At 59.4% G+C, this 24,276-nt stretch carries 2 protein-coding genes; one reads left to right on the top strand and one right to left on the bottom strand.

The annotated features are described in order from the left end of the window. Positions 1 to 227: 227 nt before the first annotated feature. Positions 228 to 7,787, bottom strand: coding sequence for a beta strand repeat-containing protein (locus tag ACYZTX_RS04755; RefSeq protein ID WP_462033169.1), 7,560 nt, complete (start codon positions 7,785 to 7,787; stop codon positions 228 to 230). 1,034 nt (positions 7,788 to 8,821) lie between these two features. On the opposite strand from ACYZTX_RS04755, the gene ACYZTX_RS04750 reads away from it, so the two are divergent. Next, a complete protein-coding gene (locus ACYZTX_RS04750) occupies positions 8,822 to 24,271 on the top strand; it encodes an Ig-like domain-containing protein (protein ID WP_462033168.1) in 15,450 nt (5,149 codons plus the stop codon). The last annotated feature ends 5 nt before the right edge of the window (positions 24,272 to 24,276 follow it).

The following is a 24,276-nucleotide window of genomic DNA, read 5'->3' as shown; positions in this document are numbered from 1 at the left end:
CTAACAAAAAAATAACCCGGCGCATTTGGAGACGGCTACGCCGGGTTAAAAGTGAAATCGTATAAATCTGCTACAAGCAAGCAGCAGGCTGGGAAACGGACCGAACGTCCGACGCTTTCACGCCCTGTATTGATTGGTCTTCTGCGCGCACTCTTTCCCAAATTTCAAGATCAATGACCGCTTCATGAGAGGGGCGTATGAAAACGCTCCCCTCTCACAGCGTCGCTTTATACGATCAACTGGTGATTGATCAACAAGGTCTCCATGTCCGTGGCCACCCCGTTCAGTGTCAGCACCAAGGAGGATGAGAACGTTGAACCTGCACCGTCGCGGTCGACACTGATCGAAGTGTTGGTCCCGTTGTTGGTGACACTCAGGTAATTCATCAGCCCCTCTGAGGCTTTATCCAATACCGGTTTGGCGGTGGTGACATCGGTGTAGACGTAGGCCGTACCGGTGTAGCCTGTCAGCAAGGCGCTAAGATCAATCATATCGGCGGCGGCCACACTGTTGATGTTGCCCAGGCCGAAGCCGATTGCTGTGTCAGTACCGTTGCCACCGGTAGCATCGCTGTTATTCACATTGGTGAAGGTCAGCAGCGTATGACCGCCAGCGGTGATGGTGTAGGTGTCGTTGCCGCCACGTCCGTCGAGAAGTGAGTTCACGCTAGCGGTGCTGTTGGCTGTCAGGACGTCATTTCCGCCCCCGCCAATGATCCCTTCGATACCGGTCAGGGTCACGGTGTTAAACCCGGTGGCCTGAGCCGTGGCAGTGTTGAGGTTCACGGTCACCCCGGTCGTGCCTGCAAGAGTGAAGTTCACGATGTCTTCGCCGCGAGTGATTTGCCAGGCAGGTGTACCGTAATGGGTTAACCATCCGCCGCCGCCAACGAAAGTATCCGTGCCTGCAGTAGCGAAGAAGGTGTCATTGTATCCTGTGCCGATGAAATTGCCGTTGGCGTTGTTACCGCCAGCTTCCGCGGACAGTACGTAGTTACTAGTGGCCAAGCCGGTCGTAAGGCCCGTCCAGGTGGTATTGACTTGCTCAATGCTGTTGCCGCCCAGTGTTGCGACACCGGAAACGTCTGTGGAAACACCGCTGACGCTCTTCAGCAGGACGGCGGTGTAGGTTTCCGTAGCGCTGAGGCCATAAAAGTATACCAAGGCAGAGGCATCAACGCTGGTTAACCCCATTTGCGGGTTGATCACTTGGGAGGAGATTAAAACCCCCAATGCGTTATAAAGTTGGACGGTATTTCCATAAAATACATTTAGCCCCTGCTGGTCGAAAATTTGCAAATGTAAGCTTGTCCCGTCGGCAACTAATTTATTGTTGAATAACACAGGCGCCAACACATTCGCAGCTGTATTCACTAATAAATCTTGTGCTCCGTCCCAGTTAAAATCGATAGGTGAGACACCCTGAAAATCATTTCTTATCAATGTTGAAATGTTCGCACCGGTACTAAACACGGCACTGCCTTGATTGGCATACCAAACTATATTACTACTCACACCAATTCGAGGCACTTCGATTACATCCATTTTGCCATCGTGATTCCAGTCCATTGCCAAAGAGCCTGAACCGCTCAACGTGTCGGCAAAATAGGTTGCAGTTCCCCCTGTAGTTCCAGCCGTCGTGCCAAAGCCGCCGCTTTGATTATTCCAGTAGATACGACTGGCATCGCTGTCCGCCGTATTGGTGGCATTCCTTCCCATATTCAAATACAAGTCCATGTAACCGTCATTATTAAAATCAGCCCACGTCATAGCAACTTCCTTGCCGCCAATAGCCGTTACAAAGACGCCCGCCAAGTTAGTCAGTGCAAATGAATTTGTACTTAGTTGATCATTAAAAAAGGTGGTCAGTGCAAAATTACCATTACCGTTGGTGTGTTCTACAATATCTACTGTGCCATTATTGTTAAGATCAACTGCTGACGCTTCAGCGTAATTATTTATCGTTCCCGTACCCGTCGGCCTGCCCGTTCCTGTTGAGGCGGTGCCGTTCATCCAAGTAAGCGCCCCGGCAGTGTTGGACACGAAAGTCAACGAAGTATTGGCCCTATCACCAAAAGCGAAATCCAGATAGCCATCCCCCGTTTTATCGTAAGCCACCACCGCGCCGTATGTCCGTGAAAATGCGGGGCCGCTTAATGGTGTATTTCTACTATAGCTCACATCATTGGAGGTTAGCCCAACAATAACTTCCCCAGTGCCTGTGGATTGATTGAGTCCAATGGACACTATGGCCTGATAGCCTGTCCGCTGAAAATCTGCTGCTGTCAGAACATTCATTAAACCGTAGGACCCATCACCCGCTTGAAACATTGTAGACAGTGACGTCTGAGACCAAGTGTTAATAACACCAACCTGATTGTGGGTGGCGTATATATGCCAAAGTCCATTATGATTAACTTTAACAGGACCCTGATACGTTGAAAAAAATACACCAATAGTAGCTTCTGTCGCCAAATCCGAGGCCACCACACGCAAGTGCGTCCCCCCACTCAACCCACTCCTGTTCCCTGCCGCATCCACCCCCATAAAGGCCAGGTGATAACTGCCCACCGCCTGCCCCGCCGTACTCAACGACCAGCTCCCTCCCGCCGCCACCGTGGTTGTCGCCAAAATCGAGTCGATGCCTTGCGAATAAACCCCGTCATTATCAATGTCATTGATGAGCACCAGGGTGGAACCCACTTCGCCCAGCCCACTGGTCGCACTGCTGAACGTGATGGCCGTCGTGGTGGTGGTGATGTTGTCGCCCACCACGCCCGTATCAAATGCGCTCGTCAGTACCGGGGCAATCAGGCTGGTGATCAGCGGCGCGGTGCTGTCCACGGTGACCACCGTTGAGGCGGTGCCCGTTGCCACGTTACCGGCGATGTCGATGGCGCGCAGTTGATAGGTGGTGGCGCTGGTTCTGGCCACCGGATCGGTATAACTCCAGGTCTTGGCCGTGTTGTTAAAGGTGGTGACGTTGGTCCACGTCGTGCCGCCGTCGGTGCTGATCTGGAGAAACTCGCCTGTCAGTACGTTGCCGGTATAGCTGCCATTGACGGTCAGTAACGGATCACGCGTGGTGAGGTCGGTGTTTAGCGCACTGTCGGTCGTGCTGCCTGTGCCCAGGACCAGCCCGGCGGTGGTGTCGGTGGTGATGGCGGTGAGTGATACGGCGCTCATCGCGGGGGCGACCAGATCAATGGTCACCGCCGTGGCGGCCGATACGGTGCCGATGTTGCCGGCGGTGTCCACGACCCGGGCCCGGAAGTTGTAGCTGCCGGCGGCCAGGGTGTTGGCGGTGTTGTTGAAGCTGTAGAGCGAGCCACTGACCAGTGTTGCCGTGTTCCAGGTCGATCCGTTGTCCAGGCTGATCTGGACGGTTTCCCCACTGCCCACGGTCCCGGTGACCGTGGCGCTGATGGTGAGCGTTTGATCGTTGGTGATGAAGTCGGTGCTGCTGGTTCCGCTATCGGTCGTGATGGCGCTGATGGTTGCCGTCGCCGTTGGGGCTACGGTATCGATCTGCACCACTTGGGTGGTGCTTAGGCCGAGGTTGTTGGCAATGTCGATGACTCGGGCGACGACGGTGTAGGCGCCGCTGGCCATGACGTTGGCGGTGTTGTTGTAGCTCCAGCTGGTGCCGGTCACGGTGGCCGTCGACCAGGATGTTCCGCCATCCAGGCTAATCTCCACCCGTTCGTCAGTGGCCAGTGTGCTGCTCAAGGTGCCGGAGAAGATCAGGGTGGTGTCGGTGGTGATGAAGTCGGTGGCGATTGCCGAGTCGGTGGTGATTGAGGTGATGGTAATCGATGCGCTCGGTGGGGTGGTATCGACGGTCATCGTTTGGTTGGCGGTGTTGACGAAGTTGCCTGCGGCATCCACGACCCGCGCCCTGAGGTTGTAAATGCCATCGCTCAGGGTGTTGGCACTGTTGTCGTAGCTCCAGGTGGTGCCGGACACGGTGGCGCTGAAGTAGGTGGTGCCGCCATCCATGCTGAACAGTACCTCTTCGCCGGCTCCCAGCGTGGCGCTGAGGGTGCCGGAGAACACCAGCGTGGTGTCCTGGGTCTTGAAGTCCGTGGTGATGCCGGTGTCGCTGGTGACGGCGCCGATGGTGAGGGTGGCGGTGGGGGCGGTGCTGTCGACGGTCACCAGTTGGGTGGCGGTCTGCCCGACGTTGCCGGCAATGTCTACCACGCGAGCGTCGACGGTGTAGGCGCCATCGGCCAGGGTGGTTGCCGTGTGATCGTGACTCCAGGTCAGGGCGCTGGTGGAGGCGTTGAACCAGCTGGCGCCGTTAAGCCGCACTTGCACGCTTTCCCCGGCCAGCAGCGCGGCCCCCAGCACGCCGTTGAAGACCAGGTTTTTGTCACTGGTGATGTAGTCGGTGCTGCTGGTCCCCGAGTCCAGGGTAATGGAGGTGAAGGCAATGGTTTGCGCGGCGGCGGGGGCGGAGGTGTCGACCACCAGGGTTTGGTTGGCGGTTTGGCCTGCGTTGCCCGCGGCATCGACGACCCGCGCCTTGAGGTTGTAGGTGTTGTCCGCCAGGGCGTTGGCGCTGTTGTCATAACTCCAGGTGGTGCCGCTGACGGTGGCGGCGTTATAGGTCGCGCCACCGTCCAGGCTGAACTGCACACTGTGTCCTGCGGCCAGGGTGGTGCCCAATACGCCGCTGAAGATCAGTGTGTTGTCGTTGGTGTTGAAGTCACCGCTCACCTCACTGTCGGCGTTAATGGCGCCGATGGTGATGGTTTCGCTGGCGCTCGGGGCTACGGTGTCGACGGTCAGGGTAAAGTTGCTGGACGAAAGACCGTTGTTGTTGGCCACATCGCTAATGACCGCGTGATAGGTGTGCGCCCCCTCGGCGGTGGTGCCCAGTTGGTAGTTCCAGGTGTTGCCACTGACGGTGGCGACACCCAGCAAGGTCGCGCCTTCATACACCCGCACCGTATCGCCGCTGGCCAGGCCGCTGACCGTGCCGTTCAGCACGGGGGTGGTATCATTGCTGCTGGTGCCTGTGCCGAAGTCGCCCAGCAGTGCAAAGACGTTGTCGGTGTAGGTGTCAAGGCTGACGGTGTAGCCGACGGTGGGTCCGGTGATATCGACTGTCACGGCCTGGGAGGCCACGGCACTGGTATTGCCGGCCCCATCGATGACCCGACTGAGGAAGGTGTAGCTGCCTTCAGCCAAGGGGGTGGCACTGTGGTCATAGGCGTAGGTGCTGCCACTGACCAGTGAGGCGTTATTCCAGCTCGCTGCGTTATCCAGAGAAATCTGCACGTTCTCACCGGCGTTGAGCGTGCCGGTCAGGGTGGTGGTGATGAGCAGTGTTTGATCGCTGGTGATAAAGTCCCCGGTGGTGCCGGTGTCCGTGGTGATCCCGCTGATGGCCACGCTTGCCATAGGGGTGGCGGTGTCGATGGTCAGGGCGGTGCTGGCGCTCTGGCCGAGGTTGCCTGCGGTGTCGAAGACTTGGGCCTCAATCGTGTAGCTGCCGTCAGCCAGGGCGGTGGCGGTGTTGTCAAAGCTCCAGGTGGTTCCAGTGACCGTTGCGATCTGCCAGGTTGCTCCGCCGTCCAGACTGATCCTGACATCTTCATTGCTTTGCAGGGCGGCGCCCAGGGTGCCGCTGAAGGTGAGGGTATTGTCACTGGTGACAAAGTCGCCCGCCGTGCCGGTGTCGACACTGATGGTGGTAATGGCCACGGTGGCGCTGGCGCTTGGCGCCACGGTGTCGATGCGCAGGGTTTCGACGGCGGTCTGTTCAACGTTGCCGAACACGTCAGTGATCCGTGCCTGCAGGTTGTAGCTGCCGTCGGCCAGGGTATTGGCGGTGTTGTCAAAACTCCAGGTGGTCCCCGTGACAACGGCGTTGGCCCAGGTCAGGCCATTATCCACGCTGATTTCTACATTGCCCCCGGCCCCTAGCGGTGAGGTGATGATACCGCTGAAGATCAGGTTGGGACTGTTGGTGATGAAGTCGGTAGGGCTGCCGGAGTCAGGGGAAACCGCCAGGATCTCGATCGAGTTGCCAACGGGCGCGGTACTGTCAATGGAGACCATTTGACTGGTTGTCTGACCGATGTTGCCGGCGGTATCGGCGACCCTGGCCAAAACGGTATACACGCCGTCGGGCATGATGTTGGCGGTGTTATCGTATTGCCATTCGGTGAGGCCGGTGTTCGTCGCGTTCAGCCAGGTGAGCCCATTGTCCAACGAGATCTCTACGTGTTGGCCCGTACCCAATGGCAGCCCGACATTGCCCAGAAAGAGCAGGGTGTTGTCGGCCGTGTTGAAGTCGCTACCGCTGGTACCGGTGTCCAGCGAAATGCCGATGATGCTGACTGTAATGCTCGCGCTTGGCGCGCTCGTATCGACCACCACCGATTGGCTGGCGGTTTGACCGATGTTGCCGGCGCTATCCACCACCCGCGCTTGCACGGCATAGGTGGCATCAGCCAACACGGTAGCGGTGTGATCAAACGTCCAGGCCGTGCCGGTGACGGTGGCGCCCGACCAGGTGCTGCCGCCGTCCAGGCTGACCTGCACCGACTCCCCAGCCACCAGAGACACCCCCAACACACCGCTGAAGATCAGGGTGTTGTCGTTGGTGACAAAGTCGTTGCCCACGCCACTGTCGGCATTGATCGTGGTGATGCTGATGGTGGCACTGGCGCTTGGCCCCTGGGTGTCCACGATCAAGCTGAAATCGCTGGAGACCGTGCCTTGGTTGCCCGCGGCATCGGCAATGACCACGTGATAGGTATGGCTGCCATCGGAGGTCGCCGCCAGTTGATAGCTCCAGGCCCCGCCCGTGACGGTGGCAAGACCGAGTAAGGTGGTGCCTTCATACACCTGCACGACGTCGCTTGCGTTCAGCCCACTGACGGTCCCGTTCAGTTTTGGGGCGGGGTCATTGGTGAGCGTGCCGTCAGCAAAGTTGCCGGTTTGCAGGTTGACCAGATCCGTATAGGTGGTGATGGCCACCGCGTTACCCGTGGAGGGGGCCGTGGTATCAATCTGCAGCGTTTGTGTCGCCACCGCACTGGTGTTGCCGGCCACATCGAATACCCGGGCCTGCAGGGTATACAGGCCTTGTGCCAAGGTAGTGGCGGTGTGGTCATACACATAGGTGCTACCGCTGGACAGCGTCGCGTCGTGCCAGGTGCTGCCCGCATCCAGGGAGATCTGCACAAAGTCGTTGCTGCCCAGGGCCCCGGCCAACGTCAAGCTGAACACCAGGGTTTGGTCGCTGGTGCTGAAGTCCGTGGCACTGGTGCCGCTGTCGAGCGTGATGCCGGTGACCGACGCCGTGCCCGCGGGCACCGCGTTATAGATCTCCACGGTCCGCTGGGCGCTCTGCCCGACGTTGCCGGCGGTATCGATCACGCGCAGTTGGGCGAGGTAGGTATTGTTCGCCAGCGACAAGCCGGTGTTGTCATAGGTCCAGTTGGTGCCGCTGACGGTCGTGGCCGACCAGGTGGTGCCGCCATCAATACTGAACTGCAGCGTTTCATCGCTGCTCAAAGGCGCCGTGAGCGTGCCGTTGAACAACAAGGTTCGGTCGCGGGTGATGAAGTCACTGGCGCTGATCCCCAAGTCCAGACTGATCGAGCCGAAGGCAGGAATAATGCTCGCCGACGGCAGCGAGGTGTCAACGGTGACCGTTTGAGTGGCCAGTGGGCTTCTGTTGCCCGCCGTATCAATCACCCGGGCCTGCACGGTATAGCTGGCATCCGCCAACACGGTAGCGGTGTGATCAAACGTCCAGGCCGTGCCCATCGGCTGGCCGCGAGCCCGACCGATGCAGCGCCGATAACATCCTCAACTTGATGCTGGAAAGCGTACAGAAGCGATTGGGCGATCAATTGGCCCTCACGCAGGTGCAATGACGAAGCGAGGCTCGGCCAGTGCCAAACAGATGCGCCTATGTGCTCGACAGATCGGTTTTCAGCCGGTGATCACCCCAGCGCACAGCCCGCCAACCAGCGCCAGACTGAACTGGGGTAAACGATCTATTGTGACGAAGTGGCGCACATGTCCCAAAACCCAATCAAGAAACGGCGCTGCGTAGCCTGGCCATTGCCGTTGATTGCAACGAGCAGCCTGCGCACCGCGCATTGGCCGCTCTGTGCCCAGCATGATGACGTCAATTCGGGCTTACCTCATTGCCCAGGCATGGAGCTTATAATTTTATTATTTAACCGCGCATGCAGAAGGTAGAGTCAACCGTCGCCGATGTACTGCATGTGAAATCGTATCATTCATGCTTATTCATATTAAGACCTCAGTGCTTTTTCGGACGGTCTCATTCCCACCCCGAACGACTCCCTTATCTTTAACTGGGGGAGTTAAAAATGGCCAACGTGTCCTTGTTTTTATGGGCGCTACGCCATAAGCACTGCGTTACTGAAATGGATTTTTAGCCAGGCCTAGGCTGTTATTTCATAAGTTTTGCGCATTGGAAATTTTTTAACGTTGTGAATTTGTGTTCGATATCTTGCGCGACTCAGGTTTTGTCCCGAGTGACAAAATTGAAGCTGAAAAAGGGGTCTATGATACGTTTATGACCGATGTGTCTTTTATTACTAGCCACACTACATGGGTATGTAGCAGGTCGCTGTTGCCATGTTGAGCTTACTCAACATTTTTAAAGGATGAGCGCATTCCTTTATGCAGCGCCCTTTACGAACCTGTGCGTAGCGTATAGCGAGGAAATACCAAGAAAGAGGGTCCTGCGAAAGCGTGACTTGTCTGATTTGGTAGTTACCCATCTTTGAGCGGCCATTGAACTAACGATTATTTGGAGACGCAACATGAAAGCGACTATCTCGATAATTAATAAGCACAACCATGCGTCTAACGTCGTCTCCGGTCTTCACGCATCCATTGCCGAGCCGTCTGTGGTGAAGTTGTCGGTTGATTCAGTCAGCGACATTGCCTCGCTTGAGCGCCAGGGTGATGCGCTGGTTATTTCGATGCGTTCAGGGGAGGTCATTACTCTGGACGACTTTTACCTGGTGCATAAAGGCGTCAAAAACACTTTGGTCATTCAGGATGCGCAGGGATTGTCGACCCCAGTGCTGGATGCTGCCGGAGTACCGGTGCTGGACACCGGCAGTTTCGTCAACCTTGAGAGTCTCCAACCCTTACTTGACGCTTCCAGCTCTGCGTTTAGTGGCTGGTGGCTGGCAGGTGCGGGTTTGTTGGCCGGTGGTGTGGCGCTGGCCAGCGGTGGCAGCGGAGGTGGTGGCGGTCATAGCGACGCGCCTAGCGCGCCAGCGGGTCAGGCGCCCAGCGCGCTTGCCACGATTACGGCCATCTCAGACAATGGCGTGGTCGGTGACTTTGTTACCAATGATCATACGCAGGTAGTCAGCGCCCAATTGGACGGTACGCTCGCGAGCGGCGAGCGTGTGCAGATCTCGCTGGATGGTGGCGCGTCATGGCATGACGCTGTCTGGGTCGGTGGCAATACCTATACTTATGATAACTCCGCCAATGTGTTGCCCGACGGGGTGTACAGTTTTGAAGCCCGAGTCGTCAGTGCGTCCGGTACACCAGGCGTCGTTAGCCGCCAGGTGGTGGTCATCGACACGGTGGCGCCAGCGGTCATTGAAACCATCAGCATTGCCCACATCAGTGATGACACCGGCATCAGCGCCAGTGACTTTATCACCAGCGACAACCGCTTGGTGTTCACTGGGAACCTGGGAGCGCTGCTCTTAGCGGGTGAACGAGTAGAAATCAGCCTGGATGGAGGGAGCTCGTGGTTAACCGCGACCCTCTCAGGCACCACTTGGAGTTATGACAATAGTCTTAACCCACTGCTTGATGGTGCCTACACCATTGCGGCGAGGGTTGTGGATACCGCTGGCAATGTAGGTCAAGTCACCAGCCAGAGTTTGCAGATTGATAGTGCTGCACGCCATGCAATTATTAATATTACTTCAATCTCTCCTGATAGCGGTATTAGCAGTATCGACTACATCACTAATGGCACGAAACTGACGTTCTACGGCACATTGAATGCGCCTTTGGGACCTGATGATGGTGTGCGAATCAGCCTGGACGGGGGCATCACTTGGCATCAAGCCATCGTCACCGGTACAACGTGGGAATATGACCCCCTGCTTGACGGGGCCTATCACGTTACCGCTGAGGTCATTGATACAGCGGGCAACGTCAGTAGTTCTTCCAGTATTGATATTTTCGTGGATACGGCTGTACCGACCATCTCCCCAGGCTCGACCGTGGTAACTAACGCCGATGGTAGCCTGAGCGTTTCGGGCGCACCGGGTACCGCTGAACCTGGCACTACCGTAACGATTGTTTTCCCTGACGGCACCACCGGCACCGCGGTGGTCGGCAGCGACGGCCACTATGGTCCGATCAGCAGCGCGGCGTCACAGCCCAGCGGTGGCCTCGATGTAACGCTGACCGACGTGGCGGGTAATATTAGTACCCCGGTGGCGTTCTCCCACCTGGATGTTACCCCGCCCAGTACCACGATCACTTTCGATGCCATCAGCAATGATTCAGGCATCAGTGGTGACTTTTCCACCAGTGACAACACCCTGATTTTTAGCGGTGCTTTGGGCACCGCACTGCCCGCAGGTGAGCGCGTCGAAGTCAGCCTGGATGGCGGCACCACTTGGGCGACGGCGGTAGTCACTGGCCCCAACTGGAGCTTGGATCACAGCGCCACCATGCTGGCCGATGGCAGTTATGCGGTGCAGGCACGGGTGGTGGATGCGGCCGGCAATGTCGGCCAGAGCGCCAGTCAGACCGTGGTGGTGGATACCCAGGCGCCGAGTGTTACAGAAACAATCAGCTTCGATGCGATCACCCTCGACAGTGGCACCAGTGGCGACTTTACCACCAGCGACAACACCCTGATCTTCAGCGGCACCTTGGGCATTGCCCTGGCCGCCGGCCACGGCGTCGAAGTCAGCCTGGACGGGGGCGCGACTTGGGTCGCGGCCACCGTCAGTGGCACCAGCTGGAGCTTGGATCACAGCGCCACCGTGCTGGCCGATGGCAGTTATGCGGTGCAGGCACGGGTGGTGGATACGGCCGGCAACGTCGGCCAGAGCGCCAGTCAAACCGTGGTAGTGGATACCCAGGCGCCGAGCGTTACGGAAACCATCAGCTTCGATGCGATCACCCTCGACAGCGGTACCAGCGGCGACTTTACCACCGGCGACAACACCCTGATCTTCAGCGGCACCTTGGGTGTTGCCCTGGCCGCCGGGCACGGCGTCGAGGTCAGCCTGGACGGTGGCGCGACTTGGGTCGCGGCAGTAGTGAGTGGCACCAGCTGGAGCTTGGATCACAGCGCCACCGTGCTGGCCGACGGCAGTTATGCGGTCCAGGCGCGGGTGGTGGATGCGGCCGGCAACGTCGGCCAGAGCGCCAGTCAGACCGTGGTGGTGGATACCCAGGCCCCGAGCGTCAGTGAAACCATCAGCTTCGATGCAATCACCCTCGACAGCGGTACCAGTGGCGACTTTACCACCAGCGACAACACCTTGATCTTCAGTGGCGCGCTGGGCGTTGCCCTGGCGGCTGGCCACGGCGTCGAGGTCAGCCTGGACGGTGGCGCGACCTGGGCGGCGGCAGTAGTCAGTGGCACCAGCTGGAGCTTGGATCACAGCGCCACGGTGCTGGCCGATGGCAGTTATGCGGTGCAGGCACGGGTGGTGGATGCGGCCGGCAATGTCGGCCAGAGCGCCAGTCAGACCGTGGTGGTGGATACCCAGGCGCCGAGCGTTACGGAAACCATCAGCTTCGATGCGATCACCCTCGACAGCGGCACCAGTGGCGACTTTACCACCAGCGACAACACCTTGATCTTCAGCGGCACCTTGGGTGTTGCCTTGGCCGCCGGCCACGGCGTCGAGGTCAGCCTGGACGGTGGCGCGACCTGGGCGGCGGCAGTAGTGAGTGGCACCAGCTGGAGCTTGGATCACAGCGCCACGGTGCTGGCCGATGGCAGTTATGCGGTGCAGGCACGGGTGGTGGATGCGGCCGGCAACGTCGGTCAGAGCGCCAGTCAAACCGTGGTGGTGGATACCCAGGCGCCGAGCGTCAGTGAAACCATCAGCTTCGATGCGATCACCCTCGACAGCGGTACCAGCGGCGACTTTACCACCAGCGACAACACCCTGATCTTCAGTGGCACCTTGGGTGTTGCCCTGGCCGCCGGCCACGGCGTCGAGGTCAGCCTGGACGGTGGCGCGACCTGGGTCGCGGCAGTAGTCAGTGGCACCAGCTGGAGCTTGGATCACAGCGCCACGGTGCTGGCCGATGGCAGTTATGCGGTGCAGGCACGGGTGGTGGATGCGGCCGGCAATGTCGGCCAGAGCGCCAGTCAGACCGTGGTGGTGGATACCCAGGCGCCGAGCGTTACGGAAACCATCAGCTTCGATGCGATCACCCTCGACAGCGGCACCAGTGGCGACTTTACCACCAGCGACAACACCTTGATCTTCAGCGGCACCTTGGGTGTTGCCTTGGCCGCCGGCCACGGCGTCGAGGTCAGCCTGGACGGTGGCGCGACCTGGGCCGCGGCAGTAGTGAGTGGCACCAGCTGGAGCTTGGATCACAGCGCCACGGTGCTGGCCGATGGCAGTTATGCGGTGCAGGCACGGGTGGTGGATACGGCCGGCAACGTCGGCCAGAGCGCCAGTCAAACCGTGGTGGTGGATACCCAGGCGCCGAGCGTCAGTGAAACCATCAGCTTCGATGCGATCACCCTCGACAGCGGTACCAGCGGCGACTTTACCACCAGCGACAACACCTTGATCTTCAGCGGCGCGCTGGGCGTTGCCCTGGCGGCTGGGCACGGCGTCGAGGTCAGCCTGGACGGGGGCGCGACCTGGGTCGCGGCCACCGTCAGTGGCACCAGCTGGAGCTTGGATCACAGCGCCACGGTGCTGGCCGACGGCAGTTATGCGGTGCAGGCACGGGTGGTGGATGCGGCCGGCAACGTCGGCCAGAGCGCCAGTCAGACCGTGATGGTGGATACCCAGGCGCCGAGCGTCAGTGAAACCATCAGCTTCGATGCAATCACCCTCGACAGCGGTACCAGTGGCGACTTTACCACCAGCGACAACACCCTGATCTTCAGCGGCGCCTTGGGGGTTGCCTTGGCCGCCGGCCACGGCGTCGAGGTCAGCCTGGACGGTGGCAGCACCTGGTCCGCGGGCTTGGTCAGTGGCACCAGCTGGAGCTTGGATCACAGCGCCACCGTGCTGACCGATGGCAGTTATGCGGTCCAGGCACGGGTGGTGGATGCGGCCGGCAACGTCGGCCAGAGCGCCAGTCAGACCGTGATAGTGGATACCCAGGCCCCGAGCGTCAGTGAAACCATCAGTATCGATGCAATCACCCTCGACAGCGCTACCAGCGGCGACTTTACCACCAGCGACAACACCCTGATCTTCAGTGGCACCTTGGGTGTTGCCCTGGCGGCTGGGCACGGCGTCGAGGTCAGCCTGGACGGTGGCGCGACTTGGGTCGCGGCAGTAGTCAGTGGCACCAGCTGGAGTTTGGATCACAGCGCCACGGTGCTGGCCGATGGCAGTTATGCGGTGCAGGCGCGAGTAGTGGATGCGGCCGGCAACGTCGGCCAGAGCGCCAGTCAGACCGTGATAGTGGATACCCAGGCCCCGAGCGTCAGTGAAACCATCAGTATCGATGCAATCACCCTCGACAGCGCTACCAGCGGCGACTTTACCACCAGCGACAACACCCTGATCTTCAGCGGCACCTTGGGCATTGCCCTGGCCGCTGGGCACGGCGTCGAGGCCAGCCTGGACGGTGGCGCGACTTGGGTCGCGGCAGTAGTCAGTGGCACCAGCTGGAGTTTGGATCACAGCGCCACGGTGCTGGCCGATGGCAGTTATGCGGTGCAGGCGCGAGTAGTGGATGCGGCCGGCAACGTCGGCCAGAGCGCCAGTCAGACCGTGATAGTGGATACCCAGGCCCCGAGCGTCAGTGAAACCATCAGTATCGATGCAATCACCCTCGACAGCGCTACCAGCGGCGACTTTACCACCAGCGACAACACCCTGATCTTCAGCGGCACCTTGGGCATTGCCCTGGCCGCTGGGCACGGCGTCGAGGTCAGCCTGGACGGTGGCGCGACCTGGGTCGCAGCGGTAGTCAGTGGCACCAGCTGGAGCTTGGATCACAGCGCCACGGTGCTGACCGATGGCAGTTATGCGGTGCAGGCGCGGGTGGTGGATACGGCCGGCAACGTCGGCCAGAGCGCCAGTCAAACCGTGGTGGTGGATACCCAGGCGCCGAGCGTCAGTGAAACCATCAGTATCGATGCAATCACCCTCGACAGCGGTACCAGCGGCGACTTTACCACCAGCGACAACACCCTGATCTTCAGCGGCACCTTGGGTGTTGCCCTGGCGGCTGGGCACGGCGTCGAGGTCAGCCTGGACGGTGGCGCGACCTGGGCGGCGGCAGTAGTCACTGGCACCAGCTGGAGCTTGGATCACAGCGCCACGGTGCTGGCCGATGGCAGTTATGCGGTGCAGGCGCGGGTGGTGGATACGGCCGGCAACGTCGGCCAGAGCGCCAGTCAAACCGTGGTGGTGGATACCCAGGCGCCGAGCGTCAGTGAAACCATCAGCTTCGATGCGATCACCCTCGACAGCGGCACCAGTGGCGACTTTACCACCGGCGACAACACCCTGATCTTCAGTGGCACCTTGGGCGTTGCCCTGGCCGCCGGCCACAGCGTCGAGGTCAGTCTGGACGGTGGCAGCACCTGGTCCGCGGGCTTGGTCAGTGGCACCAGCTGGAGCTTGGATCACAGCGCCACCGTGCTGACCGATGGCAGTTATGCGGTCCAGGCACGGGTGGTGGATGCGGCCGGCAACGTCGGCCAGAGCGCCAGTCAAACCGTGGTGGTGGATACCCAGGCGCCGAGCGTTACGGAAACCATCAGCTTCGATGCGATCACCCTCGACAGCGGCACCAGTGGCGACTTTACCACCGGCGACAACACCTTGATCTTCAGTGGCACCTTGGGCATTGCCCTGGCGGCTGGGCACGGCGTCGAGGTCAGCCTGGACGGTGGCGCGACCTGGGCGGCAGCGGTAGTCACTGGCACCAGCTGGAGCTTGGATCACAGCGCTACCGTGCTGACCGATGGCAGTTATGCGGTCCAGGCACGGGTGGTGGATACGGCCGGCAACGTCGGCCAGAGCGCCAGTCAGACCGTGGTGGTGGATACCGCGGTTTCCAGTACCACGATTGCCTTTACGGCCATCAGTAGCGACTCAGGCACCGCTGGCGACTTCATCACCAGCGACAGCACCCTGATATTTTCAGGCACCTTGAGCGGTGTCTTAGCCACTGACGAGCGGGTGGAAATTAGCCTGGATGGTGGCACTTCGTGGTCGACGGCGAGTGTGGCCGGGACCAATTGGAGTTATGACAATACTGCTACCGTGATGGCCGACGGCTCCTACACCGTGATCGCACGCGTGATCGACGTGGCGGACAATATCGGTCTGAGTGATACCCAGGTTGTGCAGATTGATAGCCTGGCCCCGCCGGCCACCGCGGTGATCAGTGCAATTACGCCTGATACCGGCGCCCTCACCAATGACTTTGTCACGTCCAATCCCTTGCTGACGATCAGCGCGCAAGTGACGGGCGTGTTGGGGGCGGGGGATCAAGTTCAAATCTCGCTGGATGGCGGGGTGTCGTGGCAGGATGCCTCGTTACAAAGCGGTACAACCTATGTGTTAAACAACACCGCCAATACCTTGGCCTCCGGCACGCATGCTTTTGTCGCCCGTGTGGTGGACGCTGCCGGCAACGCGAGCACTGCAAGCACCCAGAGCGTGGTGATTGATACCAGCGCGCCGAGTGCGAGCGCCACGCTCTCCATTGACGCCATTACCGATGACACCGGGCTCAGTGCCACGGACTTCTACACCAACGACAATACCTTGGTCTTTACGGGCACCTTAGGGGCGGCCTTAGCCGCTGACGAAGGGGTACAGATTAGCCTCGATGGTGGTACTACGTGGAGTGCGGCGATCGTCTCCGGCCTGAGCTGGAGTTTTGACCACACCGCCACTGCGCTAGCCAGCGCTACCTATGCGGTGCAAGCCCGGGTGATCGATACCGCCGGCAACATCGGCCAGAGCACCAGTCAAGCGGTGGTGGTGGACACCCAGGCACCGGCGCCGACCACCACGATCACCATCACCTCCATTGCTTCAGATACCGGGCTGGACAATGGGGCCAGCCTCAATGACTTCATCACGCAGGACCACACGCTCCTGTTCAACGGTTCGTTGAGCGCTGCGTTGGTCGGGGATGAGAGCGTTCAAATAAGCCTCAATGGCGGCGTCACGTGGTTGAGCGCCGCGGTGAGCGGGACCACCTGGAGCTACAACAACACCGCCAGTTCCATGGCCGACGGTGACTACATCGTGCAGGTCAGGGTGACGGATGTTGCCGGCAATATCGGGCAAACCAGTTCGCAGGCGCTGAAGATTGACAGCGCGATTCCGACCGAAACCGTCACTCTCAGCGGGATTAGTTTGGACAGCGGGGTGGTGGGTGACTTTATCACCAGTGACAATACCTTGGTCTTCAGCGGCCAGGTGAGCGCCCCGTTGGCAGCAGACAGTACCGTGCAGATCAGCCTGGACGGCGGTAGCACGTGGTCGGGCGCCACCGTCACCGGCACGGCCTGGACGTTTGATCACACCGCTACCGTGTTGGCCGATGGCAGCTATACCGTGCAGGCCCGGGTGATTGATACGGCGGGCAACAGAAGCCCACTGGCCACTCAAACGGTCACCGTTGACACCTCGCTCCCCTCGGCGAGCATTATTCCTGCCTTCGGCTCGATCAGTCTGGACTTGGGGATCAGCGCCAGTGACTTCATCACCCGCGACCGAACCTTGTTGTTCAACGGCACGCTCACGGCGCCTTTGAGCAGCGATGAAACGCTGCAGTTCAGTATTGATGGCGGCACCACCTGGTCGGCCACGACCGTCAGCGGCACCAACTGGACCTATGACAACACCGGCTTGTCGCTGGCGAACAATACCTACCTCGCCCAACTGCGCGTGATCGATACCGCCGGCAACGTCGGGCAGAGCGCCCAGCGGACCGTGGAGATCTATAACGCGGTGCCCGCGGGCACGGCGTCGGTCACCGGCATCACGCTCGACAGCGGCACCAGTGCCACGGACTTCAGCACCAGCGACCAAACCCTGGTGTTCAGCTTGACGTTGGCCGGGGCCCTGGGCAGCAACGACTTTGTGCAGATCTCCCTGGATGCGGGCAGCACCTGGCACGACGCGACGCTGTCCAGCGGTAGCACCTATGTGTATGACCACACCGCCACTACCTTGGCACAAGGCCTGTATACCCTGCAGGCCCGGGTATTCGATGTGGCCGGCAACACCAGTGCGGTGGCGACACAAACGCTGCAGATTGATACCACGGCCCCCTCCACGGGTAACGCGGTGGCCATCACCACCTATACGGATCTGGTCAACCTGCAAACCGGCAACTTTGCTGACGGCACGCTCACCAATGACCCCGCCCCAAAACTGAACGGGACCGTCAGTGGGCTGAACGCAAGCGACGTCGTGCAGGTGTATGAAGGCACCACCTTACTCGGTCTTGCCACCGTCACGGGCGGGGCCTGGAGCTATCAACTGGCGGCGACCTCCGATGGCAGCCATACCTATCACGTGGTCATTGCCGATGCCGCGGGCAACCAAGGCACGGTCTCCAGCGATTTCAGCTTGATCGTGGACACCCAGGGGCCAAGCGCCAGTGCCACCATCAGCATCACCACGATCAATGCCGACAGTGGCGTGGGCAACGACTTTGTCACCAACGACAACACCCTGATCTTCAGCGGTGTGTTGGGGGTGTCTCTGGTGGCTGGGGAGTCGGTGCAGGTCAGCCTGGACGGCGGCAGCACCTGGTCGGGCGCCACCGTCACCGGCACGGCCTGGACGTTTGATCACACCGCTACCGTGTTGGCTGATGCCACCTATGCCGTGCAAGCGCGGGTGGTGGATAGCGCCGGCAACATCGGTCAAACCGCCAGCCAATCGGTGGTGGTCGATACGAGCGCGCCAAGCGCGAGCATTACAGTCAGCATCATCGGCATTTCGCTGGACACCGGTACCAGCGGTAGCGACTTCAACACGGCCGACAACACCCTGCTCTTTCTGGGCAATGTCGGGCTGCCATTGGGTACGGGCCAACACGTAGAGATCTCGTTGGACAATGGGCTCACCTGGCTGAACGCGACGAACACCGGCCTCACCGAATGGCAATACGATAACACCGCCAACATCATGCCCGACGGCGTGTATACCGTTTTGGCCAGGGTCGCCGATACCGCCGGCAACATCGGTCAGACAACCAGTCAAATGGTCTCCATTGACAGTACCGCGCCCGTTGGCAACTCGATCGAGATCCTGGCGGTTTCCCCTGACTCCGGCAGCCCTACCGACTTCATCACCAACAGTCCCAACCTGATCTTCAGCGGTATCATCACCTCACCGCTAGGGGCCGGGGGCAATGTAGAAATCAGCGTGGATAATGGCCTGACCTGGGCCAACGCCGTTGTCACGGGGACCACCTGGAGTTTTGACAACACCGCCAATACCCTGGCCGACGGCAGCTACAACCTGCAGGCACGGATCACTGACGTGTTCGGCAACGTTGAACAGACCGCCGTCGAAACCCTGCGCATCGACACCGTGGCGCCAAGCGCCAGCGCCACCGTGGCCATTACCACCATCAGTGTCGACACCGGCACGGCGGGCGACTTTGTCACCAGTGACAATACCCTCACCTTCAGCGGCACCCTGGGCGCCGCCCTGCAAAGCAATGAAGATGTCAGGATCAGTCTGGACGGCGGAGCAACCTGGCAGATCGCAACGGTCACTGGAACCACCTGGAGCTTTGACAACACCGCCACCGCCCTGGCTGACGGCAGCTACACGATTGAGGCCCAAGTCTTCGACACCGCAGGCAACCTCGGCCAGAGCGCCAGCACCGCCCTGACCATCGACACCGCCACCCCTATGGCAAGCGTGGCCATCAGCGGGATCACCACGGACACCGGCACCACCGGGGACTTTATCACCAGCGATCAAACACTGCTCATCACCACCACCCTGACCGGCACGCTCAACGCCGGTGAGAACGTGCAGATTTCTCTGGATAACGCAGCGAGCTGGAATAACGCCTCACTGGTCAGTGGCAGCACCTACGCCTATGACCACAGTGCCACCCCCTTGGCTGAAGGCAGCTACACCTTCCTCAGTCGGGTCATCGATGGGGCCGGCAATACCAGTGCCGTGGCCTCCCAGGCCGTGACAGTCGATATCACCGGACCCACCGTCGGCTACACCGTCAGCCTTGACACCTACACCGACAACGTCTTTGCACTGCTGGGCGACTTCGGCACAGGCACCAGCAGCAATGATACCACCCCCGTGCTGAACGGCACGGTCAGCGGCCTGGCCAGCGGCGATACGGTGCGGGTGTATGAAGGCGCGACCTTGCTGGGTGTCGCCACCGTCAGTGGCAACACCTGGAACTACCAACTGGGCACCACCGCCGAGGGGGCGCACACCTATCACGCGGTCATTAGCGATGTGGCCAACAACAACGGTCTTTCGTCCAGCAACTTTACCCTGACCGTCGACACCGTAGCCCCGAGCGCCAGCGAAACCATCACCATCGGCGCCATTAACGCCGACAGTGAGGTGAGCGGTGACTTCAACACCAACGACAACACACTGATCTTCAGCGGCGTATTGGGCACCACCCTGGCCGCAGGACACAGTGTGCAGTTCAGCCTGGACGGTGGCGCGACCTATAACGCCGCCACCGTCAGCGGCACCACCTGGAGTTATGACAACAGCGCCAACGCCCTGGCGGACAACACCTACAACCTCAAGGCGCGGGTCGTCGATGCCGCGGGCAACGCAGGCCAAACCGCCAACCAAACCCTGGTGGTCGACACCTCCGCCCCCGCCGCCGCGCAAACCATTGCCTTCACCTCCATTACCCTGGACTCGGGGACCAGCAGCACCGACTACATCACCAGTGACAAAAACCTGGTCTTCAACGGCGTGCTGGGGGCCGCGCTGCTGGCCGGGGAAAGCGTGCAAGTGCGGCTTAACGGCGCCAGCTGGTTCAACGCCTCCACCAGCGCCCTGACCTGGAGTCACGATCACACGGCAACCACCCTGGCCGATGGCGCCTACACCGTCGACGCTCGCGTGGTAGACATTGCCGGCAACGTCGGGCAGACCGCCACCCAACTGGTGACCGTCGACAGCACCGCCCCCACCGCCACCCTCACCATCGGCGCCGTCACCAGCGACACCGGCATCACCACGGACTTCAAGACCCAGGACACCACGCTGGTGTTCTCCGGCACCCTCAGCGCCACGCTGGGAGCCGGCGAAGAGGTACTGTTCAGCATGGATGGCGGCACCACCTACTTCAGCGCCACCGTGTCCGGCACCACCTGGAGCTACGACAACAGTGCCAACACCCTGAGCGATGGCATTTACAACCTCAGGGCGCGGGTCGTGGATGCCGCAGGCAACTTCGTCAACACCGCCAACCAAACGATGACCGTCGATACCACCCCACCGAGCGCATCGATTACCATCACCTCAATCACCACCGACTCGGCAATCGCCACCGACTTCATCACCACCGACACCACCCTGATCTTCTCCGGCACCTTGAGCAGCACACTGGCCACTGACGAACGGGTGGAGATTAGCCTGGATGGCGGAACATCCTGGTCGACGGCCACCGTGACCGGCACCAGCTGGAGCTACAACAACACCGCCAACGTCATGGCCAGCGGCGCCTACACCGTCGTCGCCCGAGTCATCGACATTGCCAACAACCTCGGCCTAAGCACCACCCAAGTGGTGCAGATCGATACCGTAGCCCCAACGGCGACGGCAACCATCAGCGCCATCACGACCGATAGCGGAACCAGCAGCACCGACTTCATCACCAACGATCAAACGCTCACCATCAGCGCCACGGTCACCGGGACCGTGGGCAGTGGGGAAACCGTCCAGATCAGCCTGGACAACGGATCGACCTGGAACACGGCAACACTGGTCAGTGGCTCGCTCTACAGCTTCAACAACACCGCCAACACCCTGGCCGCCGGCAGCTACAACTTCCGGGCCCGGGTCGTGGACACCGCCGGCAACATCGGCACCGTATCGGCCGCCACGGCGGTGACCATTGATCTGGTCGCCCCCGCGATGAGCGCCGTATCACTCACCGCCATCACCACCGACACCACCGCCGGGCTGGTCCTGGGCACAGGCAGCACGACCGACAGTGCGCTAAACACCGACCTCACCACGCGTGATCCGTTACTGACCGTCAATGGCAGCTATACCGGCAACGTACTGACAGGCGAGTTTCTCCAGATCAGCACCGACGGCGGCACGACGTGGACCAACGTCACCACCTTTAACAACACGGCCAAGACCTGGAGTTATACCGATCCGGTGGCCAGAACCAGCGCCACCACCTATCAACTGCGCGCCATCGACATCGCCGGTAACGTGGCAACGGGCACCGCCTCAACGGTGGTCACCGTGGACAGCACCGCGCCGCTGATCACCAGCCTGATTGCCCCGGTACTGACGAGCGCATTTGATACGGGCGTGGTGGGCGACAACATCACCACCACCACGACGGCCATCACGTTCAGCAGTGCGACCAGTGGGCTGGGCGAAGTGGGTTCCACCCTGGTGCTCATCAATGACATTGATAATGACGGTATCTACTCGCAAGGCATCGACTCGATTTTGGCGATGACCACGGTGGCGGCGGGAGGGAGTTGGTCGTTGAGTACGGCGGGGCAGGCGGTGGGCAGTTATCACCTGGCCTTTATGGGGGTGGATGCCGCGGGGAACAGGAGTTTGCAATCGAGCGTAAGTCACCTGAGGGTAGTCAGTTCGGACCTGGCAACTACCGTGTCGGCCCCTTACGGCACCACCCAATTTTCAAATATTGTGGGTCTGAGTGAGAGTGGCAGTTTCAATATAATATTATTTAATAACGCTGGCACATTTATGATTCATCAGCCAGGCATTGTAGTGGGCGACTTCACATCCACCTCAGTTTCAAATGGAGGCAATCCAAACGCTGCAATATTTGTGGATTTCCTGCGAACCGGCTACCAAGGCGTTGTTTCAATTAATGCATCAAATGCCGTCGTTGCTTTAACTACGCTAAATAATGATTCTTATTCTGTCGTTACGTTAAGTGGTAATAATCGGACGTACGGTGGCGTGGTTGCCTATGACAAAACGGGGGATGGCTATCTTGATTTTGCCTTTGGTGATATGGCCAACACTTCGTTGACTTTCGTGACCAATACGTCCGGGACACTTACCTGGATGAATGGCACTGCCACCACAGGCACAGGTCGCCCCACTGGTACGGGAGTAATCAATAACTATGCTGAAGTGTCTGCAGTGGACCTGAACAACAATGGCACGGTCGACATTGTTGAACACACCAATGGTAGTGGTATTTTTGCGCTTACGACATTCATGAACAGCCAGCTGACAACAAATACATTTGTATTGACCAGTTTGGCGGGGGTCTTCGCTACGCCATCTGGTAGTACTAATGCGGTCGCAATGACGTGGGCTGACTTTAATAATGATGGTTTCATGGATTTATACTTGGACAAAGGTCGCAATGTGACCAATACCGCCGATAGTAATGCAGGTCGGATTTACTGGAATAATCAAAGTGGTGGCTTCGGTACCGCTGCGGGAACTGCCGGGGGAACGGCAACCTATTTTAACGATACGCTGAATGGGTCAGGCTCGCTGGCGCTCGATTGGAATCACGATGGCAAAATGGATATAATCGAAGTTCCCGCAAACGGTGTAAGTGGCAATATTGTTTGGTATGCAAATCAGGGGAGTGGTTTTTTTGATGTTGGAGCAAGTATTGGGGTTGCGGCCGCGAGTAATTTTTTAGGGGTCAGCCCTATGGACTTTAATTGGGATGGCGCGGCAGATCTATTTTTAAACGTAGTTCCTTCGGGGTCACCATTCCAGACTTTTATCTATAATAATAAAAATGTTGAAGATGGGACTAGTATGCATCTGCGGATTTTTGACCTTCAGGGTGTCAATGTTTTTTATGGCAATACAGTGCAACTTTTTAACTCTTCCGGTGTGCTGGTGTCCTCCCAAATCATCAACCCGCAATCCGGATTAACCACTAATGACTCGTCTGCGCTGGTGTACTTCTACGGCCTTAGCGCTTCAGAGACCTACACAGCTGTATTATTGAAAAGTGTGGCTGGTGTTTCAAGTGACGTGTCCGGTGTTGCAACGTTGGGTGGCAACAGCATTGAAAACGTCAACACCACCTGGACTGGGTTAACAGCCGGCCTGGCCACTAGCAACTATGTACTGTCCGCGGAAGCCGGCAACAACAATGCCAACGGTAATTTCATCGGTACTGGGTACAATGACACCTTCTTCGCTACTGCAGGCACGGACACCTTCATAGGCGGCGGCGGATGGTTAACCCATTACGGTACACCTGCCTGGCAAATCACTCGCGGCGAAGACATCGTGAACTTCACTCTTGCAGGCACGACCGGGGTGACCGTGAACCTCAACACTGCCACGGCTCAGGCCACCGGTTTTAACACCGTGACCCTGACCGGTATCGAAGGGATCATTGGCGGGGGCGGAAACGACAGCCTCACCGCTAACAGCACCGCTAGCGTGAACTCACTTCTTGACGGACGTGGCGGCAACGACACCTACACCATCACCGCTGGCGGTCATACGCTGCTGACCTTCACCAATGTGAATAACAGCGATGCTACCGGTGGCAACGGTACTGACACAGCAATCGGCTTCGGCCTGGGCAACATCAACAGTGTGGCCGCCGCCGATATGATTGATCTTAGCGCCTTGCTGACAGGCTACACCGGTACGGCCTACGTCTACACCGATGTCACCACCGCCAAACCGGTATTGGATAAAGCCTCAGAGGGGCTGATGAATTACCTGAGTGTCACCAACAACGGGACTAACACCTCGATCAGTGTCGACCGCGACGGTGCAGGTTCAACGTTCTCATCCTCCTTGGTGCTGACACTGAACGGGGTGGCCACGGACATGGAGACCTTGTTGATCAATCACCAGTTGATTGTATAAAGCGA

The sequence above is a fragment of the Pseudomonas sp. MDT1-17 genome (assembly GCF_054898105.1).
Note: the sequence above shows the minus strand (reverse complement) of the source record. Positions and strands in the feature narration are given on the sequence as shown.